Origin of the sequence: Paenibacillus sp. TAB_01 (genome assembly GCF_043945595.1) — a bacterium.
In the GTDB taxonomy this organism is placed as follows: domain Bacteria; phylum Bacillota; class Bacilli; order Paenibacillales; family NBRC-103111; genus Paenibacillus_S.
Window position 1 is genome coordinate 4,446,156 of record NZ_JBIFNP010000001.1, and the last position, 21,399, is coordinate 4,467,554.

Genomic DNA, 21,399 nt, shown 5'->3' on the forward strand with positions numbered 1-21,399 from the left:
AACTGCACCTCAACCGTTAGCTGGTGTCTAACTATTGGAGTGCAATTCAATTCATTGAATGGAACCCGGCGGTTCTTTTTTATCGGTAAGCTGCCTCCATCAAGCCCTTGATATAGCCGACCCCGTACAGCCTGCCCAGCGTTTCGTAGCCTGGGTGTTCGTTGCTCTCCCCGTCCATCGTCGGAACATGATCGGGACGCGCCGGGCCGTTGAAGCCGCATTCGGCATACGTTTTCATCGCCGCATACATATCCGTCTTGCCGTCGTCATGGAACGTTTCCTCGAATTTCTCCGCCGTACCGCGCACGTCTCGGAAATGAACGAAGAACAGCTTGTTCTGCTTCGCAAACCGGCGGATCACAGCCGGAATATCGTCGCCTGCGGTCGCCAGCGTTCCCTGGCAAAGGGTAATGCCGCTGTACTCGCTCGGCACCAGATCGATCGCCCGCTGGAGAGCGTCCGCGCTCGTCAAAATGCGGGAAACGCCGCGGATCGGGGAAATCGGCGGGTCGTCAGGATGAAGCGCCAGCTTCACCTTGGCCTCCTCCGCAACAGGCACAATCGCTTTCAGGTAATAGGCCAGGTTTTCCCACAGCTGCTCCTCGCTGATCGGGGCGTTTTCCGTAAACGGAGCTTCCTTCATCAGAGAATGGTCATAGCTTGAGACGATTGCGCCTCCGCGCGTCGGCGTCGTCGTTGAAGTGCGGAACCAATTGAATTCGGCCATGAAATCGTAGCACCAAACCGGAATCCCCACCTTCCCCATGTTGCGGATCAGCTCTTGAATCACGGCGATTTCTTCGTCTCTGCCGGGCAGCCCCAACTTAATCTTATTGGCCGGCGGACGGGATTCGATAACCTCCACCTGAATGCCGTAGTTTTCGAAGCGCTGCTTCATATGCAGCAGGTTCATGAAATCCCACGGCTTATACCCGTTCTCTTCCCTCGGCAGTCCGGCCACGGCGTAATCGACGCCCATCTGCTTGGACAACGTCCATAATCTCGATTTGTGCGTTCCCAGCATCTCCGCTAATTTCATCTTCTCCGCCCTCCCATGCCCGTGATAGCCTCAGGCTGTCCCTCTTCATAGGCCCCAGCCTGCAACCGCTACACTTCCGGCTCCATCGTTATCCTGCTTTATGTATAATGTATCGGGGCGGAGCCCTGCCTGCCTACGCGACAAACTTATGATTTTGTTTGTTTTCTTAGACGGCTTGCGGGTGCAAGATTTGTCGTCCTTGCACGGCTTCTCTTCCATTCTTCGGATCGGATGCGCCGGAAGGCTGCGGCACTGCAAATCGCATAAGCTCAGCGATCATGACCATCGCAAAAACCTGTACCGCCCGATAGGGAACGATACAGGAGAGCATATGGAGCGTTTCAGATCCAATCAATGACAGGGGCGGCCGGCGCAGCTGTGCGGCTGTACAGCCATTCCCGTGCCATAGCGGCCAGCCGTTCTATGCCAAGAGCGATCTTCTCCTCATCGGTCCTGATCACGCTGATCCGGACCGCATTATCTTTGGGCGTCCCTCTCAAGTAACAAGGGTCCGTAGGCATGACCAAAATATGCTTCAGCTTTAACGCGGCGGCAAATTCCTTGGCCGGGATGGCATCCGGCAGCAGCAGCCTTGCGAAGATGCCTCCATCGGGCACGCTTGCGCGCATACCCTGAAGCGCTTCATCCTGATGGATATAGCGCTCGCATGCTTTGCGCAGCGCATCCATGCGGCTGCGATATCTTTGCCGCATCTGCTCCGCATGCCTATCGAACATCCCGCAGCTGATATACATTTCAAGCGCGCCTTGGGAGAGCGCGGCCGTACTGGAATCGCAGGAGGCTTTGAACAAGCGGAACGTTTCCAGCAGCGTCTTGGGCACAACGGCCACGGCCAGCCTGAGTCCCGGCAGCATGACTTTGGAGAAGCTTTTCAAATACACCGTACGGCCTGAACGGTCTTCAGTATAGATCGGGTCTTCCTTCCGGTTTAAAGCCAAATCCCCTACATAATCGTCCTCTACGATGTAAACGTCGTATTTTTCGGCAAGTCTCGCAATCTCCCGCTTCTGCTCCTGCCGGTAGCTCGTACCCAGAGGATTGTGAAGCCGGGGCACGGTATAAAAAAACTTGATCGGGTTGCCGCGAAAATGACGCTCCAGCTCGTCCAGATCGATGCCCTCCTCCGACCGGGCGATGCCGATGGCAGTCGCACCGAGCAGGTCGATCGAACGCAGCATCCCGAAGTAGGCGGGCTGTTCTGCCAAAATAACCGATTTGCCGTTCGGAAACGGCATCGCTGTCAGCAGGTGCAGCGCCTGCTGGGAACCCGACACCACACAAATCCGTTCCGGCTCCGCAAATACTTGATCGCATGCGAGATGTCTTGCCAGCTCTTTGCGCAGGGAAGGAAAGCCCTGCGGATCGGAGTAGGCAAACAGCTGATCCCGATACAGCTCGATGGCCCGGTTCAGACAGTGCTGAAAATCACCGTACGGCATCACCTCGGGGTCCGGTGCGGCGGAAGAGAAATCGATCCATGCTAATGGCGAAGGAACCTCGGTGACGGCAGACCGGACAACGGCATAATAGCCGCTTTTGGGAACCGAATAAATCCAATGCGCCTCCTCCAGATCACGATAGGCATGAATTGCCGTGTTCATGCTGCATGAAAACTGCTTGGACAGCTCCCGGATAGAGGGCAGTTTTTCTCCTGGCTTGATGCTGCCTTCAACCAGCTGTTTTTTGATCTGCTCCATCACAAATTGATATTTATTCTCCAATCGTCATCCCCCTCTCTGTATGGATACAGATGGGATAATTTTAACTGTATCCCTTTATTTGTATCCATTATACTCATTACAAAAGAAATCCAAAAGCACAGGAGGATAACAGATGACCGTCGATCAGCCATTTCTTGAATACCGAATCAGCGATAATAAGGCTTTACTTCAGCTGGATGACATTTATTCCCTGCTTCAAACCAGCTATTGGGCCGAGCACCGAAGCAAGGAGCTTATCGCTCAAAGCTTGGAAGCTTCCCTGTGCGTCGGAGTATACCATGGCTCAAAACAAGTCGGGTTTCTGCGAGCCGTCACGGATGGAGCGACTTTTTCCTGGATCTGCGATGTCATCGTTCATCCTGAGCATCGCGGGAAGGGGATCGGGAAACGGATGATGCAATACATTGTCGATCACCCTCAGGTCCGCCGCACCAGCATGCTGCTCGGCACCCGTGACGCGCACGGTTTATATGAGCAGTACGGCTTTATCCGCAGGGAGATGATGATCCGTCGTCCTAAGTAACTTTCACGTGGCGTGAGGAATCGGAACGAGAAACCGCTGAGTTCGTTCACGCAGCCGAACAGCCGCGGCAGTGCAGTTTCAACTACAACTTATTGGTTGAATCATAGATTTCAGCTGCACTCATTCGCTAGATCGTAATTCCAGCCTGCACCTCCATTCACGTTGCAGGTTCAGCAAATTGCAGCTTCGCTTCGCATGACAGCTTATAAAATAGAAAAGGTATTCCCGAAAAGCAACCGGGAATACCTTCTCCACTTCGTTCGACTTCATATTATCCTTACAAATAAGGCTTCACAATCCGGCCGATCCGGTCCAGCCCTTCCCACATATCCCCCGGCCCGTCATAAATAAGCACGACCGCTCCGTTATATCCGGATGTGCGCACCGTTTCCAGACACCGGACATATTCCTCCGTATCCGGCAAGCCGGCTTCGTCATAATGAGCCTTGGCATGCACGGAGACGCTGTGCGGCAGAGTGACCAGAAACTCGTCATATTTGCTCGGAGACTTGAAATTACCGAAGTCGGTGATGATGCCAACCCGATCCCCGGCCTGCTGAAGCAGCTTCGCGCAGCTTTCTCCTGTCGAGGTCAAGGATTTGAAGTTTTCGGTGATCACGCGTACATTTCGCTCAGCGGCATAATCGGCCAATGCCCGAAGCGCTTCGGCCGATTGGCGGATCGCCTGCTCATCCGTCGGCTGGGCTTCTCCGGCCACGATGCGGATCTGTTTAGCTCCCGCCTCCGAGGCGGCATCGATCCAGCTGCGCATCAGGCTGAGATCAGCTTCCTTCCTCGTCTCGTCCTCCGTCGTCAAGTTGCCGTAATCGAGCAGCAGCGTATCGAAGGAGATGCCTGCCGATGTAAAGGCGCTGCGCAGCCGATGTAAGTAGTCGGGCTCTGTGGACGGGAAATGGAAGTGGCAGATCTCAACCGCCCGGTAACCCCGGCGAGCCGCTTCCTGGGGCAGCTCCAGCAGCGTCAGCACCTGCGGCTGCTCCTGTTCCCGCGTCCTGTGCGCTTTCTGCTCCGCATCCCACTCCGTCCAGCGAAGCGGTCCAAGCAGGCGATGTAAGCTCCAGGTACTAACCGATAAATAAGACATGAATCGGGCCTCCTCTAGTCGTCATAATGGCATTTTCCTTTTTTTACTATATCACAGTGTAAATGGGTAAAACTACATGTCCGTTTTTCATTGGATAGGCGCCCCCAAGCCCTGTTCATATACCATGGAAGGCGCAGCGCAAAGAAAAAAGCCTGCTCATCGCTGAACAGGCGGATCGTTTTTAACATTGGAGAAGGGATTTGGAGCAAACAGCTAATCCGTCACTTCTGACTCGGAATCGCTTTCTTCCGGATCGTCGCCATCTTCCTCCGCATCATCATCTTCTTCTTCGTCATCGTCATCGTCGTCATCGTCGTCTTCGTCGTCTTCGTCATCCTCGTCATCCTCAGCTTCGTCTTCAGCTTCTTCCGCCTCTTCTTCGGCTTCTTCCTCAGCTGCCTCTTCCGCCTCTTCTTCAGCTTCTTCCTCGTCCGGCTCATCGCCATCCGATTCTTCTGCGTCTGTCTCCGCTTCTTCTACTTCATCATCGTCGTCATCGTCTTCTTCCTCTACGTCCTCTACGTCCTCTTCCTCCGTTGCGGCAATACGCAGCCTGGCTTCCTCTTCCATCCACAGCTGATCCCGTTGCTCTGCTTCTCCCATAGCAATCCCTCCATTTGCCACTTAGTTTCCCTAAGTGTAATTCTATTCTATGAAGCGAGCCCGTCCTTTAGCATGCGGCTCTATTATTTTTTTTACGTGAAGGAAGACCGGCGTACGTGTCGAATACCTTTTTATGAAAGCGATATCATCCCTGTCCTTAAAGGAGGAACCACAATGCTGCAGCAGCAGGAATCCGAGCTTGGCTTTAAAGAAATAGAAGACCGGATCAAAGCGAAAATCGATAGTATGATCCCCCGTTTAAAAGGGAAGAGTCCGCATACGGCACCGCCTAACGGAATCTATGACGATAACCGTACGGATGCCTGGACCTCGGGCTTTTGGCCGGGCCTCTTGTGGCTCATGTATGATAGAACAGGCGAGGAAAAATATAAATCGGAGGCGTGGGCCTGGGACGCTCGCTTCGAGCAGCATTTTATCGAGCCTTCGCAGTTTCATCACGACGTCGGCTTTCAATTCCTTCCGACCGCTGTATTTAAACACAAAGTGACAGGCGACGAAGACGCCAAGCGGCGCGGGCTGGAGGCTGCCAATTTCTTGTGCGGCCGCTTTAATCTGGCCGGCAGCTTTATCCGGGCCTGGAACCCGAAGCCGGGCGAATGGAACGACGGCAACGAGGGCTGGGCGATCATCGACTGCATGATGAATCTGTCGCTTCTATTCTGGGCCAGCGAAGAGAGCGGCGATCCCCGCTTCAAGCATATCGCCATAGCGCATGCGGATATGGCGCTGCGTCATTTTGTGAGGGAGGACGGGTCGACGCGGCATATCTGCTGCTTCGATCCGGAAACGGGAGCGTATACGTACGAATTGGGCGGACAAGGCTACGCGCCGGGATCGGCCTGGAGCCGTGGAACTGCGTGGGCCCTGTACGGCTTCGCCAATACGTACCGGTTCACGAAGGAAGAACGCTACCTGCAGGCCGCCAAACGCATCAGCCATTTCTTCCTCTCCCAGCTGAACGCCGATCCCGTGCCGCTCTGGGATTTCCGCACCGATTCCCCGGCGCAGGAGCCTGTCGACACGTCGGCGGGAGCCATCGCCGCCTCCGGCTTGATTGAGCTCTCGAAGCTCGTGCCTGCAGCCGAGTCCGGCTTGTACCTCGAATCCGCCAAGCGGATGCTGGCGGCTTTGTCGGAACGGTATGCTACCTGGGATCAGCCGGAGCACGAGGCGATCCTGACGCACGGTACAGGCAATAAGCCGCAGAACAAAAACATCGGCGTCTCGCTCATCTACGGCGATTATTATTTTGCCGAGGCTGTTGCCAAGCTGAACGGCTGGGACCGCGATATTTTTTAAGAAAATCTTTTTTTCAACATGAGATAACCGCCGGAAATTCCGGTGAAAAAAGAAAAAACGGCTCCTGTGCTGCTTCCAGCGCAGGAGCCGTTTTTTTGAGCTGCATATCAATTCGTCCTCAAGGCTAAATCCAATCCAAACTTATTCGATCCAACCGTTTGGGCTCCAAGGCTTCCCAGCAGACTCAGCTGGAAGACGGCAAGCGGGCAAGAACTACACCTGGCTTACTCCTGGCACTCGTACGCAAGCACCTTCAGCTGTCCATGCTCGTGTTCTTGGACCGCCTCGATAAGAGGAGACGCTTCCCCCGCTTCCGTCATCCGGCGGATGAGCCGCTTGCGCAGCACCTGCTTCACTTCCCGGTGCGCCTCGCTCGCGATCAGGTTATTCAGCTCCCATGGGTCGGCTTGCAGGTCATACAGGAATTCCTCGACGTAAACCTCGCTCGCGCTATCCTTAATCGCATCCCGCTGCGGCGCGCTTACGCTGTATTTCCAGCGCTTGGTGCGAACGGCTCTTCCAACCTGGGACTCGCTGATCTGAACGAATACTTCGTTAGGCCACACCGTCTCCTGCCGGTTGACCAGCGGCACAACGGAGCGTCCCTGCATCGCCTCCGGCACCTCCAGCCCGGCTGCATCGAGCAGCGTCGGCGGCAGATCGATCAAGCTGACAAGCTCGCGGATACGCCCTCCGCCGTCGAAGCCCGGCCCCCAAACAGCCGCCGGGATACGTATGGAGCTGTCGTGGCAGGACCGTTTGTACTCCCCGTTGCGCGTTTTGAAATGGCTTCCGTGATCGGAAGTGAACAGAACGATCGTAGAATCCGCCAAATCCAGACTGATCAAGGCATCCATTAATCTGCCCAGCGCTTCGTCCAGCCGCTTGACCATCGCATAATACCCGGGCAGGTGCCGCTGCGAGGTGCCGCCCAGCGCCGCCAAATCCGGCGGCGTCCAAGCCGAGACGTAGGAAGCCTCTTGACCGGACGGCGCCGGATAGTCGTCTCTGCGGTTCTGATGATGCGGTTCCAGATAAGAGAGGAACAAGAAGAACGGTTCCTCCTGATGGTCGTTCACATAGCGGACGGCAGCGTCCGTCAGCGCATCTACCCGGTACCCCGGAAGCTTGAGCCGTTCGTTATCGTTATTATACAGGACGGTATCGTACGCATCGGACGTATGCTCCAGGGAATCGGCCGCAAGCCAGTATTCATAGCCGCCGCGAAGCGATTCCGGGACAGGCTCCGTCTTGGTGGACGCTAAATGCCATTTGCCGATATATCCTGTCGCATAACCGGCCTCACGAAACCCGTGAGCCAGCGTACGAGAACCTTCCGGGAGAGGAATCCCGTTGCGGTAGCATCCGGTCGTCGTTGCATACAGCCCAGTTTGCAGGCACGATCTTGCCGGACCGCAGACCGGCTGGCATGTAAAAGTGTTGTATAGATGCGTTCCTTCGGAGGCCCACCGGTCGAAATGCGGAGTAAGCCCCAACGGATTGCCGTGCAGGCCCGTGGTATCCCAACGCTGCTGATCCGTAAAAAACACAATGACATTCGGTTTGCGCTCCTGCCGTTTCTTTGATTCCATCGTTCACATCATTCCTTTGCTGGTTTCCCTTATTCCTAATTCCTTCAAGCGCATTCCTTCAAAGCGCAAGCAAACTAGCCTTTGATCCCTGTCGTGGCAATGCCTTCTACAAAATACCGCTGGAACAAGAAAAAGATCAGCAGCGGCGGCAAAATTGCCAGCACGGACATCGACATGATCTGATTCCAAGCTACCGTTCCGCCGGTCGAATCTATAGTCATGCGCAGCGCGAGAGAAACCGTATATTTCTTGACGCTGTTGATGAAGATGAGCGAGTTGAAAAAGTCGTTCCACGTCCATATGAATTGGAAGATGGCTGCAGAGAATAAAGCCGGCTTGCACAGCGGAAGCAAAATACGGAACAAAATCGTAATCGGATTGCATCCGTCCATAACCGCCGATTCGTCCAGCTCTCTCGGCAGGCCGCGGAAAAACTGGATCAGCATAAAGATAAAGAACGGGTAGCAGGCGAAAATGGCAGGAACGATAAACGGCAAGTAACCGTCAAGCCATCCCAGATTGCGGAAAATCAAATACCTCGGAATAATAATCACCGCTTGCGGAAGCATCAGCGTCGAAATCATCAGGGCGAACAGCGCGCCCTTAAGCGGGAATTGAAACCGCGCGAAGCCATAAGCGACAATTGCGCTGGAAACGACGGTAAAAAACACAGTCGGTACGACAAGCATTACCGTGTTCAGAAAGAAGGTGCTGTAAGTAAACTGGCCTGTCCCCTGCCAGCCCTTGCTGTAGGAGTCCCAAACGAACGTTTTGGGGATCAGCGACAGCGAGCCGAACAGATCGATATTCGTCTTGAACGATCCGAAAAACAGCCAGATCAGCGGATAAATCATAGCCAGGCCGAGAGCCAGCAGCACCATATTTTTGATGACTCTGCCTGCGAGTGTCGGTTCCTTTCCGTATTGCAGCATCATCGTTATTTCCCTCCGTCTTCATAATGCACCCATGATCTGGATGAGCGAAAGATGATCAGGGTTAAGATTAGAATGATGGCAAACAACACCCAGGACAAAGCGGAGGCATAGCCCATATGCAGCAGCTTAAAGGCGTCGTCATAAATTTTCATCCCGATCAAATAAGTCGATTTCATCGGCCCGCCGTTCGTTACTACGAACGCCGCGGTAAATTCCTGCAGCGCGCCGATGGTCTGCATGACCAGATTAAACAAAATGATAGGTGTTAAGAGCGGAACGGTAATGGAGACGAACATCTTCAATCTGCTCGCGCCGTCCACCATGCCGGCTTCATACAAATCGGCCGGGATCTGCTTCAGCCCTGCGAGAAACAAAACCATGGACGAACCGAACTGCCACACCACGAGGAAGCTGATCGTCCATAAAGCTACGTTCGGGCTGCCCAGCCAGTCGACCGACGGGATATGCAGGAACGACAACAGCTGATTCACAATCCCTTCGCGCATAAATAAGAACCGCCACAGAATCGAGATGGCCACGCTTCCGCCCAGAATGGACGGCAAATAGTACATGGTTCTATATACGTTGATGAATCTCCCTTTGGAATTCAGAATGATCGCTATAAATAGTGCGAATGCCAGCTTGAGCGGCACCGCCATTAAGGTGTACAGGAGGGTTACCCGCAGAGACGGGAAGAAGTCCTTATCCTCCTTGAACATGGTCACGTAATTTTGCAAGCCGATAAAGTGCGTCGCCTTCACGATCGAATAATCCGTAAAAGAATAGTACAACGATAACAACAGCGGATAAAACTGAAACCATGCAAATCCGATGATCCATGGTGAAATGAATAATAATCCCCAAGCGGCATTCGTAAACCTCATTGACTGCTTCACTATGCTGACTCCTTTCCTGTCACGGACATGCCGATGTACGGATCATGGAAAGAATGCCGCCCTCTCAGGCGGCATCTCTTTTTAAATGACCCTGCTTTTCCTCTGATGCCAAACTTCTATTTCTTTAGGGACGCCAGCTTGGTCCCGTAGGATTTTGAAATTTCATCCGCCGTTTGCTCAGGCGTCTCCTTTTGGTAAATCAGCTTTTGCAGCGAATCCTTGGCGATTTGCGCCAGATCCGCATTGATGCTGATGACGTTTGGAGCAATCGTTTTCTGCTTGCCTGCCAGATCGAGTCCCTTCGTGATGTTAGGATCGAGCTGCTTCGCATCCTCAAGAGCCTTTCTGGCCGTGCTCGTTGCCGGAATGCCGCGCTGTGCGCCAAGGATAAGCGCCGCGTCTTTATCGTTAATCATCCAGTTGATAAATTTCACAGCTTCTTCTGCGTTCGCGGAGCTTTTATTTACCGCAAAGCCGGTTCCTGCCGCGATCGGATTGCCGGACTGCAGCGCGTTCGGAGCCATCGGATAAGCGGCTACGCCCAGCTTGCCGTCGGGCACCGACTGCTTATATTTATCGAAAGCGGAGATATAGTCGAACAGGATGCCGATCTGGCCTTTAATCCACTTCGGATTCTGCTCCATCTTCCCGACGAACGCGGAGCTGTCCCCGAACGGCTCCAGGACTCCGTTTTTGTACAAATCGGAAACATACGTCAGCCCTTTCGTCAATGCGACACTGTCGAATGCAGGAGTAAAGTCGTCATTGATCCAGTTCTTCCCTGTGATCTGGGCCACATATGGCTGCAGAATCAATTTGTAAATGACGTCGATATCCGCACTGAGCAGGTACGCATTCGGATCCTGGGCATGTACCTTCTTCCCGGTATCCATCAAGCTGTCCCAAGTCCATTCCGTATTTTCCGGGATGCCGAATTTCTGCAGGAAGGCTTGATTATAGAATAAGGAGGTCGCGGTTGCGCCAGCCGGCGCCATAATCATTTTGTCCTTATAGGTACCGAAATTCTGAAGCACGGAAGGATCGTAGCCGCTCGTATCCAGCGATTTCGACTGCTTTAAATCCAGCAGAAAATCATACATGTCGTTATCCCATTCGTAAGTGAACTGGAATAAGTCGGGCGCGGTTTGGCCCGCGAACTGCGTCAGCAATTTGTTGTAAAAGCCGTCAAAGCCCGTATATTCCGCTTCGATCTTCACATTCGGATGCAGCTTCGTATAAGCGTCAATCGCCTTCAGCGTTGCCTGATGACGGGTATCGTTCCCCCACCAGCTGAATCTTAGAGTAACGGGCTTGGTGCCGTCCCCGCCGGCTGCGCTTCCATTCTGCGCTTGCGGATCGGCTGAATTCCCGCATGCTGCAAGCGAAAGTCCCACGATGGAACAAAGAACGAGACTTGCGATGCCCTTGATCGATTTCTTCATTTTGATTCCCCCTATTTCTGTAGTCCTGATGATTACGCTTTCAATCATAGCATTGAAAACAAAAACAAAAAAAGTTGCTCTCTTATTGATTACGTTTACATTTTTTTGTCTCATTGGGAAAAGGTATCATTATTTTGGATTTTCCGAATCATTGTAACGCGATTAGCTGGGATTTTGTCGATTTTCTGCTATAATGACACGTGAGGTGAACCGGATGTATAAACTTTTGGCTGCAGATGACGAAGAGGATACACGAGATACGCTATGCAACTGCTTCCCGTGGCAATCGGTCGGGTTCACAGTTGTGAAGCAGGTCAGCAATGGTTTGGAGGCGCTGTCATACCTGGAATCGAACCCGGTAGATGCGCTGCTCTGCGACATCCGAATGCCGGTGATGTCCGGGCTGGAGCTGTGCAGACAAATTCACGAGCGCAAAATGGGCGTTCGGGTTGTGCTGCTGAGCGCATACCGCGATTTCGAATATGCCCGTGAGGCGATGAGCTACGGGGTCACCCACTACATGCTCAAGCCTGCCAAGTATGACGATATTGTCCATGTTTTCAGCCAGCTCAAGGACGCGATGGACGAGTTGAAAAATGGCCTGACAGCCGGAGGAACGGCAAGTGAGGCACCGCTTCAGGGCTTGGGCGATCCCGTGATTTCCAGCATTGTCAAATGCGTGAATCAGGACTACCGCACGATTACCCTGCAGCACGTAGCCGATCTGGTGGAGATGAACGCAAGCTACGTCAGCGTCTATTTTAAGAAGAAGACGGGGATTCATTTTTCAGAATATATCCTGAAAGTGCGGATGGAGAAAGCGGCGGAGCTGTTAAAGCACGGACATATGAAAGCGGTTGAAGTAAGCGAAGCGGTAGGCTATGCCAACCCCAAAAACTTTATTCGGGCGTTTAAGCAATTTCACGGCACAACCCCGGGGCAGTTTAAACATGGTCGTTAATTTAAAAAAGCCGCATATCGGCCGGTCGCTTAAAATCAAATTTTTCTTCAACAATTTGAGAAATATTTTGGCGCTCTGCTTAATTCCTCTGCTGCTGCTCGGCTCTTTATCGATAGTTATATCGCAGCGGTACACGCGCATAGATGCCGAGCAAAACCAGGAAAAGCTGCTGAATCAATACAATGAGCTGTTTCAGGTGGTCGCCTCGGAGCTTGATTCTCTCAGCTTGTCCTTCAATACGAATCCCAAGATTGCCGATAAGCTTTTCGACATCCTTTCCAAGCCCAATTATTCCTATGAGGATGCGGAAGCCTTATATTATCTGCGGCATATTATCGATGTGTCGGCCAATTCCAGGCCCTATGTCCATTCCATTTATGTCTATTACCCTAATGAGCAGCAGCGGTTTCTCAGCTCGCGCGAAGGGCTGGTCAAACTGCCGTCCTATCTGGATAAAAGCTGGTATGACAGCTACAGGAATCATTTGGATACGCCGGCGCCGGGACTCTTAACGGAAGTACGAAGCTTGTACAACTATGCTTTCGAAAGCGCGCCGTCTCAAGTCGTGAGCATTTATAAATTAATTACCGTACGGAACAACGGCAGCGAGAAAGGCGTTATTGTCCTGAATTTGTATCCTGATTACTTTGTCAAGTCATTCCCGTCCTTAAACGAATATCCGAACCGGGGCTTCTATATAACGGACGATCAGAACCAGGTTATCATGCAGTCGGGAGACGCGGAATACGATCAGATCCTTCCGTCCTTGAAGCTGCCCGAGCAGTTCGATACACTCCAGATGGACAACGGAATTTACCATTTAACGGTTAAAAAAGCCCCTCGGCTCAATTGGAATTTAATCTCGATCGTACCGCGCAAGTCGCTGTACAGTCTATCGTTTACCTTAATCATTATTACTTGTCTGCTGTCGGTTGCCGCTCTAGCCTTGTGTGCGCTTGCCGCCTTATGGCTGACGGGGAAAAATTACCGCCAAGTATACGGGATTATTCATACTCTCGAATCCGCGGATGCTCCCGACCAGCTTGAAGCCGTCCCGAATCAAGAGCAGGATATTTATGCTTTTATCATTACTCACATTCTGGAAAGCTTTCTTGAGCAGAAATATTTGAAAATTCAGCTGTCCGAACGGTTATACCGGATGCAGGCTCTCGAATTCAAAGCGCTGCAGTCTCAGATCAACCCTCATTTTCTGTATAATACGCTCAATTCGATCTACTGGAAGACATTTCAATTGACGAATTCCACCAATGCGCCCAGCCATATGATTGAATTATTAACGGCTATTTTACAATATACCCTCGATTCCTCGACGAAGGTGGTCAGGCTGCAGGAAGAAATTGCGCATATCCGCAGCTATGTGGAAATTCAGCAAATCCGGTATAAGGATAGGATACAAGTCGTTTGGGATCCAATAGAGCCCTTCGGCGAATGCGAAGTGCTGAAGCTAAGCATGCAGCCGCTGCTGGAAAATAGCATTCAATACGGATTGGAGCATACCTCCCGTCTGCTTGTAAAGTTCAAATTCCGAATGCAGGGAGGCAGATTGAAGGTAACGATTATTGACAACGGGGGCGGAATCAATAAGGAGCGTCTCGCTCAAATCCGCTCCGCGCTCGCTTCCGACGAAGATCCGATCCGTCATATCGGACTTAGCAACACAAACAAGCGAATCATACTGCAGTATGGGGAACCGAATAAAATCAAGCTTCTCAGTAAAAAAGGATGGGGCACGGCGGTGACCTTGCATTTCCCGCAGCTGCGGCTGGAGAGCCTCCACCGGCGTATCACACAAATTCAAGGTTCTCAACAAGCTAAATAAAAGCTTGGCTCGCGCCAAGCTTTTTTTCGCTGCTAGATTATCGGAGCTTCAAGCTCGATCTAAGCAAATATTAAAATAAAGGCTTGAATAAATATAAACTCACTTCTCGTTTGAGCCCGAAGCATCCGCCTTCAAATGAAACAATTGGCTGCGGAAATCGCCTTTCCCTGCAGGCAGCTGCAGTCCGATATGCATAAGCTCGTCCCCGCCGAAGCGGATGCCGCTCTCTTCGTCTTGGGCGGAAAGACCGAGTGTGACCGTATAATCAAGCTCAGGGCCGAGTCCCTTCAATCGAAGTCTGCTAAGCGGCGCGTTCGGCTGCGACAGCACTTGAAAGTGCGCGACAAGCGCCTCGGTTCCGGTCCCTCGGAGACGAACATCCAGGCCGTTTCATTGCTTTCAAAAGGATTCAGCAGCCGATAAAACTCGCCGAACTGAATCAACGGACGGAGCTGCTTGTACTCGGCGATCTGCCGTTTGACGATTTCTTTCTCCTCTTCCGTAAATACGGTTAAGTCCAGCTCATAGCCAAAGTTGCCGGACATCGCCACATGGCCGCGCATATCCAGAGAAGTCACACGGTTCACCTGATGATTCGGTACCGCCGATACATGCGCTCCCATGGAGCTGATCGGGTAGACCAGGCTGGTGCCGTATTGAATTTTCAGCCGTTCCACCGCATCGGTGTTATCGCTCGTCCACGTCTGCGGCATATAATACAGCATCCCCGGATCGAACCGGCCTCCCCCGCCGGAGCAGCTTTCGAACAAAATATGCGGGAACGCCGTTGTTATCCGCTCCAGCACCTCGTACAAGCCGAGCATGTACCGGTGAGCCGTTTCTCTCTGCCGCTCCGCAGGCAGCAGCGCCGAGCCGATCTCCGTCATGTTGCGGTTCATATCCCATTTCACATAGCGGATGGGGCAGCTTGACAAAATGTCGCTCATTACCCGGACGATATACTCCCGGACATCAGCGCGGGAATAATCCAGAATCAGCTGCTGCCGCGCTTCCGTACGCCGGCGGCCTGGAATATGCAGGCACCAGTCCGGGTGCGCCCGGTACAGCTCGCTGTCCGGCGACACCATCTCGGGCTCGAACCAGAGACCGAACGATAGCCCCAGCTTATTGACTCTTGCCGTCAAATCCCCCAGCCCATTCGGCAGCTTGTTCTTGTCGACGAACCAATCGCCGAGCGAGCTGTTATCGCTATCCCGCTTGCCGAACCAGCCGTCGTCGAGCACCAGCAGCTCGATCCCCAGCTCTTGGCCTGCGGCAGCCAGCTGCTCGATTTTCTCCGCATTGAAATTAAAATACGTCGCTTCCCAATTGTTCACGAGTACGGGTCTTGCTTTATCGCGGTATTCCCCGCGGCAAAGCCGGGTACGGTACAGCTTATGATAGGTCCGCGACATGCCGCCCAGGCCTTCGGCCGAATGGACGAGCACCGCCTCCGGCGCCTGGAACGACTGTCCCGGCTCCAGCAGCCAGGAGAAGCCGAACGGATTGATCCCCATCACGACCCGTGTCGTGCCGTAGGGATCGACCTCCGCCTGTGCCAGAAAATTGCCGCTGTACACAAGGCTGAAGCCGTATACGTCCCCGTGATCCTCGTCCGCGCCCTTCGCGAGCAGCGCCATAAACGGATTCAGCGAATGGCTGCTTGCCCCGCGGCGGCTTTCGATGACGGAAGCGCCCGGCACGAGAGGCCTCTTTTGGATATGGCGTTCCCGCGCCCATGACCCGGACAAATGAAGCATATCGAACTCCGCATGCGGCAGATCGACGCCCAGACTGAGCGCCCTCAGCAGCTTCAGCGGCTCGCTGCCGCGGTTTTCGTACCTGGACCGAGCGGATCACGGCGTCAAACTCATGAAAGACCGTGTAGATTAGAACCGCCTTCAAGCCAAGCAGGTCATCGGTCAGCACCAGCTCCAGCGTCTCGGCCTCGTCTTCGCTTTCCGCATACACCGCAGGCAGGCCTTCCAAGCTAGGTTTGCCCGCGTAAATACGGTGGGACTCATAAATAAATTCATTCGCCGCCGTGCCGTCCGCAGCCTGCGTCTGAACGGCGGGCACACGAAAATCACTGGTGCCGTAAGCCGGCAGCTCCTGAGGCAGCGTATCCAGCGACAAGCTCAAACGGTCAGGGTCCGTAGACGGTGTGAAGGAACAGCGCTCCTTAAGCGTAAGTATACTTCCCGGATTCGTTCCTCTTACGCGGCTTCCCCAATATACATGGGCCAGATAGCCGGCCCCCGCCAGCTGCATGATGTAACTGGACCGCCGGGTCTGCAGATGAAAAATTTGCGTATCTTGATCAAAAAAAATGCCCATAACTGCCTCCTGTACATAGTAAGTGTTGTTTACTATTATAAGGAGGAGCCTGGACATTCCATAGGGTGAAAACCCACTTTTATATGGACAAATGTATTATTTTATCGCTGAACCTGCGTTCACCGGTACCCTTGTCCCCGTTATACGGGAGGCGGGAAACGCATTCCGGATCGGAATTGCGATCAAAGCTGCAACGACGGCCTTCACGGCATCGCCTATCAAATAAGGATAGCAGCCGACCAGCAGCGCCTTCTGAAGCGTAAAGTGCGCCGCATGCGCAAGCCAAGGCACTCCGGGCACATACAGCAATAAAGAGCCGAACAATTCCATCACGATAAAAATAAGTACGAATGCGGCCGTTCCCCGGCCCTTGATCCGCTGGACGAACCAGCCGATCAGCAGGGCGGCGAAAGGATAAGCCCAAATGAAGCCGCCCGTCGGGCCCAGCAGCAGCGACAGGCCCCCGCTCCCGTGCAGCAGCGGAATGCCGAGGCCTGTCAGCACGACGACCAGAGCGATGCTGAGAAAGCCGTACAGCGGGCCAAGAATCGCGCCGGTCAGCATGACGATCAGATTTTCAAGCGAAATCGGGATGGGTGTAAAGCCGAGATGGATGTTCAAATAGCTGGACGCTACCAGAATGGCTGCGAAAAGCGCGCTGAACACCATACCTCTCATAGATAATGTCGTTTTCATTGCAAGATCTCCTTTTATTTGTTAACCTAAAATAAATTAACGAAGTTGACAATAGGATTGTAGCACAACAGATTTCGTTTGGAAAGAGTGGAAAATGATGAATATGGACGCGAATATTCCGGCTATCGAATTGAAGCAGTTGTCCTGCTCCATCCCGGTGCCTGATGGGATCAAGCGGCTTCTTCGCGGTATTGAGCTGACGGTTGCTCCGGGCGAATGGCTCGGCATCGCCGGAACGAATGGAAGCGGCAAAAGCACGCTCGCCAAGGCGATGGCATGGCTCATCCCTCCGGCCTCGGGCGAAGTGCTGTACCGCTGCGACAGGGTACACACAGCCGGCCCCGCGCAGGAGACGGAAGCCGGGACGAAGCCTTTTGTCCAGATGATTTTTCAAAATCCGGACACGCAAATGCTCGGCGAAACCGTCTATGAGGACGTCTGCTTCGGTCTCGACAATTATGGTTTTCCCGTTGCGGACCGGCATCGGCTGGCCATGGATGCGCTGGAAAGAACGGGACTGGCGGCTTTGGCCGATAGCCCTGCCCGCTTTTTGTCAGGAGGCCAAAAACAGCTGCTGCACGTTGCCGGCTGTCTCGCCGTTCAGCCCGATGTGCTGATTTTTGACGAGGCGACCGCCATGCTCGATCCGCTGTCTCGGCAGCGGCTGCTGCAAACCGTACGTCAGCTGCACTCGGAAGGAACGACCGTCGTGTGGATCACCCAGCTGATGGATGAGCTGTCCGAATGCGGCCGCATTGTTGCGATGGACGAGGGACGGATCGTGTTCGACGGCTCGAAGGAAGCCTTTTTCTATGGAGAAAGCGGCGCAGTTTTCTCTGGTGCAGCTGCCGGCGATGAAAAAGCCCAGCTCCCTGCGGTACTCTGGGAAGACGGCTCCGAACCGTCTTCCGCGGCATCAGCTGCCAAAGCGGGTGCAACCGTATCTGCTGCTATACCAGGTGCGGGGGTATCTGTAACCGGTCCGGATGCAGCCGTATCGGCGGCCGATCCGGCTTTCCCGCCTGAAAGCCGCGGTAGTACTGATGCGATGATTGGGAAAACATCCGCTGCTGCAGAGGATAAGAAGCCGCCGCTTCCGGTTTGCGAGCAGCTCGGCTTTCCACTCCCTTATGCCGTTCGCGTCGCACAGGCTATGATCCGGCAGGGCTGCACCATGCATCCCCTGCCATTTACAATAGAACAGCTCGGAAAGGCAGTTAACTTATGACCAGGTCACAAAAGTTCAATTCAGCAAGCCTGGATCCCTCCCCGGCTTCCCGCTTCAATGACGGCATAACCGTCGAGCAGGTCAGCGTACTCCCCTCGGCGGGAAGCGCTCGCACCCGGCCGCTGCTTCAAAACGTGAGCTTCCGGCTGGCTCCCAATTCGGTAACCTTGATCGCCGGACATACCGGCTCGGGCAAAAGCACGCTGCTGCACGCCCTAGCAGGCCTCCTGCAGATCGAGCAGGGGCGGATCGCCTACGGCGATCAAGAGCTTCGGCCGCCCAAGCAGCAGGTAAACCCGGCTGTCTTTAAAGCCATCGGGCTCGTATTTCAATACCCGGAGCGCCAGCTATTTGCTGAGAGTATAGACAAAGAACTGCGGTATTCGCTGCGGCCTTACCGTCTTTCCAGAGCTGAGCAACAGGAACGCATCCACCATGCGCTGCGCCGGATGGGCCTGCCGGACGCGTTTCTGATGGAATCATTCCTCACGCTGTCCGACGGCCAGAAAAGAAAAGCGGCTATCGCCTCCACCATCGTGACCGAACCGCAGTGGCTTCTGCTTGATGAGCCGACTGCCGGGATCGATCCCCAGGGGATCGGCCCGCTGCTCCGTCTGCTTGAGGAGCATAAGCATACGCCCGGCGGCGGCGTGATCGTAGTCAGCCACGATCTGGACACCTTCCTGCCATTGGCGGACCGGGTGCTCCTGCTGCAGGACGGCAGACTGGCGGCAGACGGGACGCCCGAGGCGCTTCTGTCCAAGCCTGAAGTATGGCTAAACACAGGCGTAGGGCTCCCTTCCGCTCTCGCCTTGGCTTTGACGCTGGAAAAGCAAGGATTGGCGTTAAGGTTCGGACGCCGGACAGCGGAAGAGGCTGAGAGCGGGAGTGCCGAGCGAGTGATGGACGACGAAGGGGAAGAGAGATGCGCTGGCCGTGTTATGGACGAGATCCAAACACACGGGTACGCCGGGCGTGTTACGGATGAACTCCAATCTGACAGGAAGGCCGGGTACACAGGCTTTCCTCTCGAGGCGGAAGCGATGGCAGAAGCGATTTTACAGGAGCTGAGGTCCCAAGGCCGGTTGCCTCAGCAGAGGAAGATAGATTCCGATCAAGCATATGGATTAACTTGGGAAAAAGCTTTGAGCAGCGACGGTCCGCTGCCGGAACCTGCTGCCTCATCCGGCGGTGCGGACGATCCTCTACTAGCAGCCGGATCGGAAGTGCCCGCTTGCGCGGTGCCTGTTGGAAGCTTACCGCCGCTTGCGGAGCAAACCGGGCATGGCATCGGAGAGAACAAAAGCAGCGGCCGCGCAGCCCCGCCCGGCCGCATCACATGCTCTGCCGAAGCTGCTGCTCTGCTAGGGCAGCTTCCCGCCGCGGAGGAGCACGGCGGCTTCGTCGGAGCAGCGACTCCGCATCGGGCTGCGGCTTCGCCAATCGAGGATGGCGAAGCCTCTCTTCCCTTACGGGATACGCCCTCTGCGGCGTCCGGAATCGTTAACCGGATGCACCCCATCGCCAAATGGCTGGTGTACATGCTGCTGTCAGCAGGGATTTTGCTGCAGCACAGCTGGAGCGGCCTCGCCGCGGCCGCTCTTATCACTGTTCTATGTATCCTTATTTCCGGCAGCCCGTACCGGAGCTTATGGAAGCCTGCCAAGCCCTTTATTTATTTTATCGTCATTTCCACACTGATTTCCGGCTGCGGCGTCAGCTGGGAAATGGGCTCCTGGAAGCCCGAGCGGTTCTATTTCACGGCAGGCCCAGCGCTGCAAACGCTGCAGCTGCTGTTCCGTTTTCTGCTGGTCATGCTTTTAGGAGTACTGTTAGCGGTCACCACCGGGACCAAAATGATGCAGGCCGGACTCGAGCAGGCCTTCGCCCAGCTGGAACGGCTGCGCATACCGGTTGCGGCATTTACGTTTTTCGCTACCCTGCTCGTCCGTTTTCTTCCGATGCTGCTTCAAGAGCTGGACCGCACCGCTCTGATCGTTCAAGCCCGGGGCAAGACCACGGGCAAGCGGGGACTCCTCCGCTTGCGGGAGGTGCCGGTGTTTCTGATTCCATTTCTGCTGTCAATGATGAAGCATGCGGAGGATCTGTCGTTGGCGCTGGAAGCAAGAGGCTATCAGCTGAAGCGCCTTCGGGGGAAGGAAGAACCAGGCTGCGCTGGACAGGCCGCGAATGGCTGGCAGGCGCCGCCGGAATTGTCCTTTTCGGCGTATTGTATTGGACGGGCCGCTAGACTTACAGCGGTCCGTTTTTTCATAACAAGAGGATGCCCGGATAAGCTGGCGCTACCATTTAAAATATCCCGGTTTTCCTTGAAAACCGGACTGCACTTCAATGACAAGACGGTGCGGCGTCATGACCGAGGGGACGAACTCATGGCCTTCGGCGTCATGAAACGCGGACAGCGGAATGCTGCTCGCCCCTCTTGGCAGCAACGGCGTTTGATACTGATAGTCGTCATTGAGACGGATAGCTACCTGCTGCCACACAAAATCATTGCCGTTATCCACAATAACGTGCTGGCCCGGAAAACCGAGGCTGACGATCAGCTCTGTCGGAGAAGCCGCCGTTCCGCCAAGCTTTCCCTGCATGATCTGCAGCGGAGAAGAACAGCCCGTCAATCCCGCCATTAGCAGTACAATAACGAGGCAAACAAGCGGCGGAATCCGCCGAAAACAGCCCTTAAAGCCGTACCTATATCTTTCTCTTTCCCATTCTCTTTCCCTTATTTCAATCCTTTCGCTCTCCGGCCCTTGTTCGCTTCCTCTTCCGCTCATGTCATTCTCCTCCCTTCTGCCGCCCTATTCCTGCTGCCGTTCTATAGCGTGCCGAAAGCATCGCTATTTACGATAGGACAAGCTCGCGTCAAACCACATTTCCGGCGATGCCGGATGGCTCGTGTGCACCTCGAGCGTCAGCACATTGCGTCCTTGCACCAGCAGCGTTTCGTGTCCCCGCAGGGAAAAAGCTTCGTACCCGCTGTAATCGTGCGGGCTCGCCAGGGTGCGGTAATCGACGAAGCCGTCCCGCATGGAATCCCGGGCAATCTCGTTGCCGTTCAAATAAGCGATGAAGCCGTCCTCAGCGGCCACATGAAGCGTCAAATCCTTAAGGCCCGCGGG

Annotated in this window: 16 protein-coding genes and 1 pseudogene; 6 read left to right on the forward strand and 11 right to left on the reverse strand. The window is 54.2% G+C overall.

Going from position 1 to position 21,399, the window contains the following annotated elements; genetic code table 11:
* Positions 1–79: 79 nt before the first annotated feature.
* Both ACHHV8_RS21675 and ACHHV8_RS21680 read right to left on the reverse strand, forming a co-directional pair.
* Positions 80–1,039 carry a mannonate dehydratase gene (locus tag ACHHV8_RS21675; RefSeq protein WP_395161474.1) on the reverse strand — a complete coding sequence of 320 codons (960 nt, stop codon included), beginning with the start codon at positions 1,037–1,039 and terminating at the stop codon, positions 80–82.
* A gap of 341 nt (positions 1,040–1,380) precedes the next feature.
* Entirely contained in the window at positions 1,381–2,781 is a 1,401-nt protein-coding gene (locus tag ACHHV8_RS21680) for an aminotransferase-like domain-containing protein (RefSeq protein ID WP_395161476.1), read from the reverse strand.
* A 112-nt stretch (positions 2,782–2,893) separates the two neighbouring features.
* On the opposite strand from ACHHV8_RS21680, the gene ACHHV8_RS21685 reads away from it, so the two are divergent.
* Positions 2,894–3,304, forward strand: a complete 411-nt coding sequence (locus ACHHV8_RS21685) for a GNAT family N-acetyltransferase (RefSeq protein WP_395161478.1) — start codon at positions 2,894–2,896, stop codon at positions 3,302–3,304.
* A 277-nt stretch (positions 3,305–3,581) separates the two neighbouring features.
* On the opposite strand, the gene ACHHV8_RS21690 is transcribed toward ACHHV8_RS21685, so the two are convergent.
* Together ACHHV8_RS21690 and ACHHV8_RS21695 are read right to left on the reverse strand one after the other, a co-directional pair.
* A complete protein-coding gene (locus tag ACHHV8_RS21690) occupies positions 3,582–4,409 on the reverse strand; it encodes a sugar phosphate isomerase/epimerase family protein (protein WP_395161480.1) in 828 nt (275 codons plus the stop codon).
* Positions 4,410–4,622: 213 nt separating this feature from the next.
* Positions 4,623–5,012 (reverse strand): hypothetical protein, encoded by a 390-nt coding sequence (locus ACHHV8_RS21695; protein WP_395161482.1) that lies wholly within the window; start codon positions 5,010–5,012, stop codon positions 4,623–4,625.
* Between the two features lie 174 nt (positions 5,013–5,186).
* On the opposite strand from ACHHV8_RS21695, the gene ACHHV8_RS21700 reads away from it, so the two are divergent.
* Positions 5,187–6,332 carry a glycoside hydrolase family 88 protein gene (locus ACHHV8_RS21700; RefSeq protein WP_395161484.1) on the forward strand — a complete coding sequence of 382 codons (1,146 nt, stop codon included), beginning with the start codon at positions 5,187–5,189 and terminating at the stop codon, positions 6,330–6,332.
* A gap of 224 nt (positions 6,333–6,556) precedes the next feature.
* On the opposite strand, the gene ACHHV8_RS21705 is transcribed toward ACHHV8_RS21700, so the two are convergent.
* The 4 genes from ACHHV8_RS21705 to ACHHV8_RS21720 all read right to left on the reverse strand — a co-directional run bounded on the left by ACHHV8_RS21705 (position 6,557) and on the right by ACHHV8_RS21720 (position 11,197).
* Positions 6,557–7,924: a sulfatase family protein gene (locus ACHHV8_RS21705; RefSeq protein ID WP_395161486.1), complete on the reverse strand. Its 1,368-nt coding sequence runs from the start codon at positions 7,922–7,924 to the stop codon at positions 6,557–6,559.
* Positions 7,925–7,998: 74 nt separating this feature from the next.
* Positions 7,999–8,859, reverse strand: coding sequence for a carbohydrate ABC transporter permease (locus ACHHV8_RS21710; protein ID WP_395161488.1), 861 nt, complete (start codon positions 8,857–8,859; stop codon positions 7,999–8,001).
* A gap of 2 nt (positions 8,860–8,861) precedes the next feature.
* Positions 8,862–9,755, reverse strand: coding sequence for a carbohydrate ABC transporter permease (locus ACHHV8_RS21715; protein WP_395161490.1), 894 nt, complete (start codon positions 9,753–9,755; stop codon positions 8,862–8,864).
* A gap of 116 nt (positions 9,756–9,871) precedes the next feature.
* Entirely contained in the window at positions 9,872–11,197 is a 1,326-nt protein-coding gene (locus ACHHV8_RS21720; RefSeq protein WP_395161492.1) for an ABC transporter substrate-binding protein, read from the reverse strand.
* 214 nt (positions 11,198–11,411) lie between these two features.
* On the opposite strand from ACHHV8_RS21720, the gene ACHHV8_RS21725 reads away from it, so the two are divergent.
* Entirely contained in the window at positions 11,412–12,158 is a 747-nt protein-coding gene (locus tag ACHHV8_RS21725; protein WP_395161494.1) for a response regulator transcription factor, read from the forward strand.
* Positions 12,148–13,998, forward strand: coding sequence for a sensor histidine kinase (locus ACHHV8_RS21730; RefSeq protein ID WP_395161496.1), 1,851 nt, complete (start codon positions 12,148–12,150; stop codon positions 13,996–13,998). The genes ACHHV8_RS21725 and ACHHV8_RS21730 overlap by 11 nt, the downstream gene beginning before the upstream one ends.
* 99 nt (positions 13,999–14,097) lie before the next feature.
* Here the strand turns inward: ACHHV8_RS21730 and ACHHV8_RS21735 are convergent.
* Together ACHHV8_RS21735 and ACHHV8_RS21740 are read right to left on the reverse strand one after the other, a co-directional pair.
* A pseudogene (locus ACHHV8_RS21735) lies at positions 14,098–16,335 on the reverse strand (alpha-galactosidase).
* Positions 16,336–16,431: 96 nt separating this feature from the next.
* Complete coding sequence (locus ACHHV8_RS21740) at positions 16,432–17,031, reverse strand: biotin transporter BioY (protein ID WP_395161498.1); 600 nt, start codon at positions 17,029–17,031, stop codon at positions 16,432–16,434.
* A 94-nt stretch (positions 17,032–17,125) separates the two neighbouring features.
* On the opposite strand from ACHHV8_RS21740, the gene ACHHV8_RS21745 reads away from it, so the two are divergent.
* Together ACHHV8_RS21745 and ACHHV8_RS21750 are read left to right on the forward strand one after the other, a co-directional pair.
* The gene (locus ACHHV8_RS21745; protein WP_395161500.1) at positions 17,126–18,259 is read left to right on the forward strand and encodes an energy-coupling factor ABC transporter ATP-binding protein; all 1,134 of its coding nucleotides are present in this window, start codon (positions 17,126–17,128) and stop codon (positions 18,257–18,259) included.
* The gene (locus tag ACHHV8_RS21750; protein ID WP_395161502.1) at positions 18,256–20,910 is read left to right on the forward strand and encodes an ATP-binding cassette domain-containing protein; all 2,655 of its coding nucleotides are present in this window, start codon (positions 18,256–18,258) and stop codon (positions 20,908–20,910) included. The genes ACHHV8_RS21745 and ACHHV8_RS21750 overlap by 4 nt, the downstream gene beginning before the upstream one ends.
* A 207-nt stretch (positions 20,911–21,117) precedes the next feature.
* On the opposite strand, the gene ACHHV8_RS21755 is transcribed toward ACHHV8_RS21750, so the two are convergent.
* Entirely contained in the window at positions 21,118–21,381 is a 264-nt protein-coding gene (locus ACHHV8_RS21755) for a hypothetical protein (RefSeq protein WP_395161504.1), read from the reverse strand.
* Between the last annotated feature and the right edge of the window lie 18 nt (positions 21,382–21,399).

Bases quoted from the DNA above. Each gene is read 5' to 3' on its own strand.
- ACHHV8_RS21745 (WP_395161500.1), top strand. From the start codon at position 17,126: ATGATGAATATGGACGCGAATATTCCGGCTATCGAATTGAAGCAGTTG.
- ACHHV8_RS21750 (WP_395161502.1), top strand. From the start codon at position 18,256: ATGACCAGGTCACAAAAGTTCAATTCAGCAAGCCTGGATCCCTCCCCG.
- ACHHV8_RS21720 (WP_395161492.1), bottom strand. From the start codon at position 11,197: ATGAAGAAATCGATCAAGGGCATCGCAAGTCTCGTTCTTTGTTCCATC.
- ACHHV8_RS21695 (WP_395161482.1), bottom strand. From the start codon at position 5,012: ATGGGAGAAGCAGAGCAACGGGATCAGCTGTGGATGGAAGAGGAAGCC.
- ACHHV8_RS21685 (WP_395161478.1), top strand. From the start codon at position 2,894: ATGACCGTCGATCAGCCATTTCTTGAATACCGAATCAGCGATAATAAG.
- ACHHV8_RS21725 (WP_395161494.1), top strand. From the start codon at position 11,412: ATGTATAAACTTTTGGCTGCAGATGACGAAGAGGATACACGAGATACG.
- ACHHV8_RS21740 (WP_395161498.1), bottom strand. From the start codon at position 17,031: ATGAAAACGACATTATCTATGAGAGGTATGGTGTTCAGCGCGCTTTTC.
- ACHHV8_RS21710 (WP_395161488.1), bottom strand. From the start codon at position 8,859: ATGATGCTGCAATACGGAAAGGAACCGACACTCGCAGGCAGAGTCATC.
- ACHHV8_RS21705 (WP_395161486.1), bottom strand. From the start codon at position 7,924: ATGGAATCAAAGAAACGGCAGGAGCGCAAACCGAATGTCATTGTGTTT.
- ACHHV8_RS21700 (WP_395161484.1), top strand. From the start codon at position 5,187: ATGCTGCAGCAGCAGGAATCCGAGCTTGGCTTTAAAGAAATAGAAGAC.
- ACHHV8_RS21675 (WP_395161474.1), bottom strand. From the start codon at position 1,039: ATGAAATTAGCGGAGATGCTGGGAACGCACAAATCGAGATTATGGACG.
- ACHHV8_RS21690 (WP_395161480.1), bottom strand. From the start codon at position 4,409: ATGTCTTATTTATCGGTTAGTACCTGGAGCTTACATCGCCTGCTTGGA.
- ACHHV8_RS21730 (WP_395161496.1), top strand. From the start codon at position 12,148: ATGGTCGTTAATTTAAAAAAGCCGCATATCGGCCGGTCGCTTAAAATC.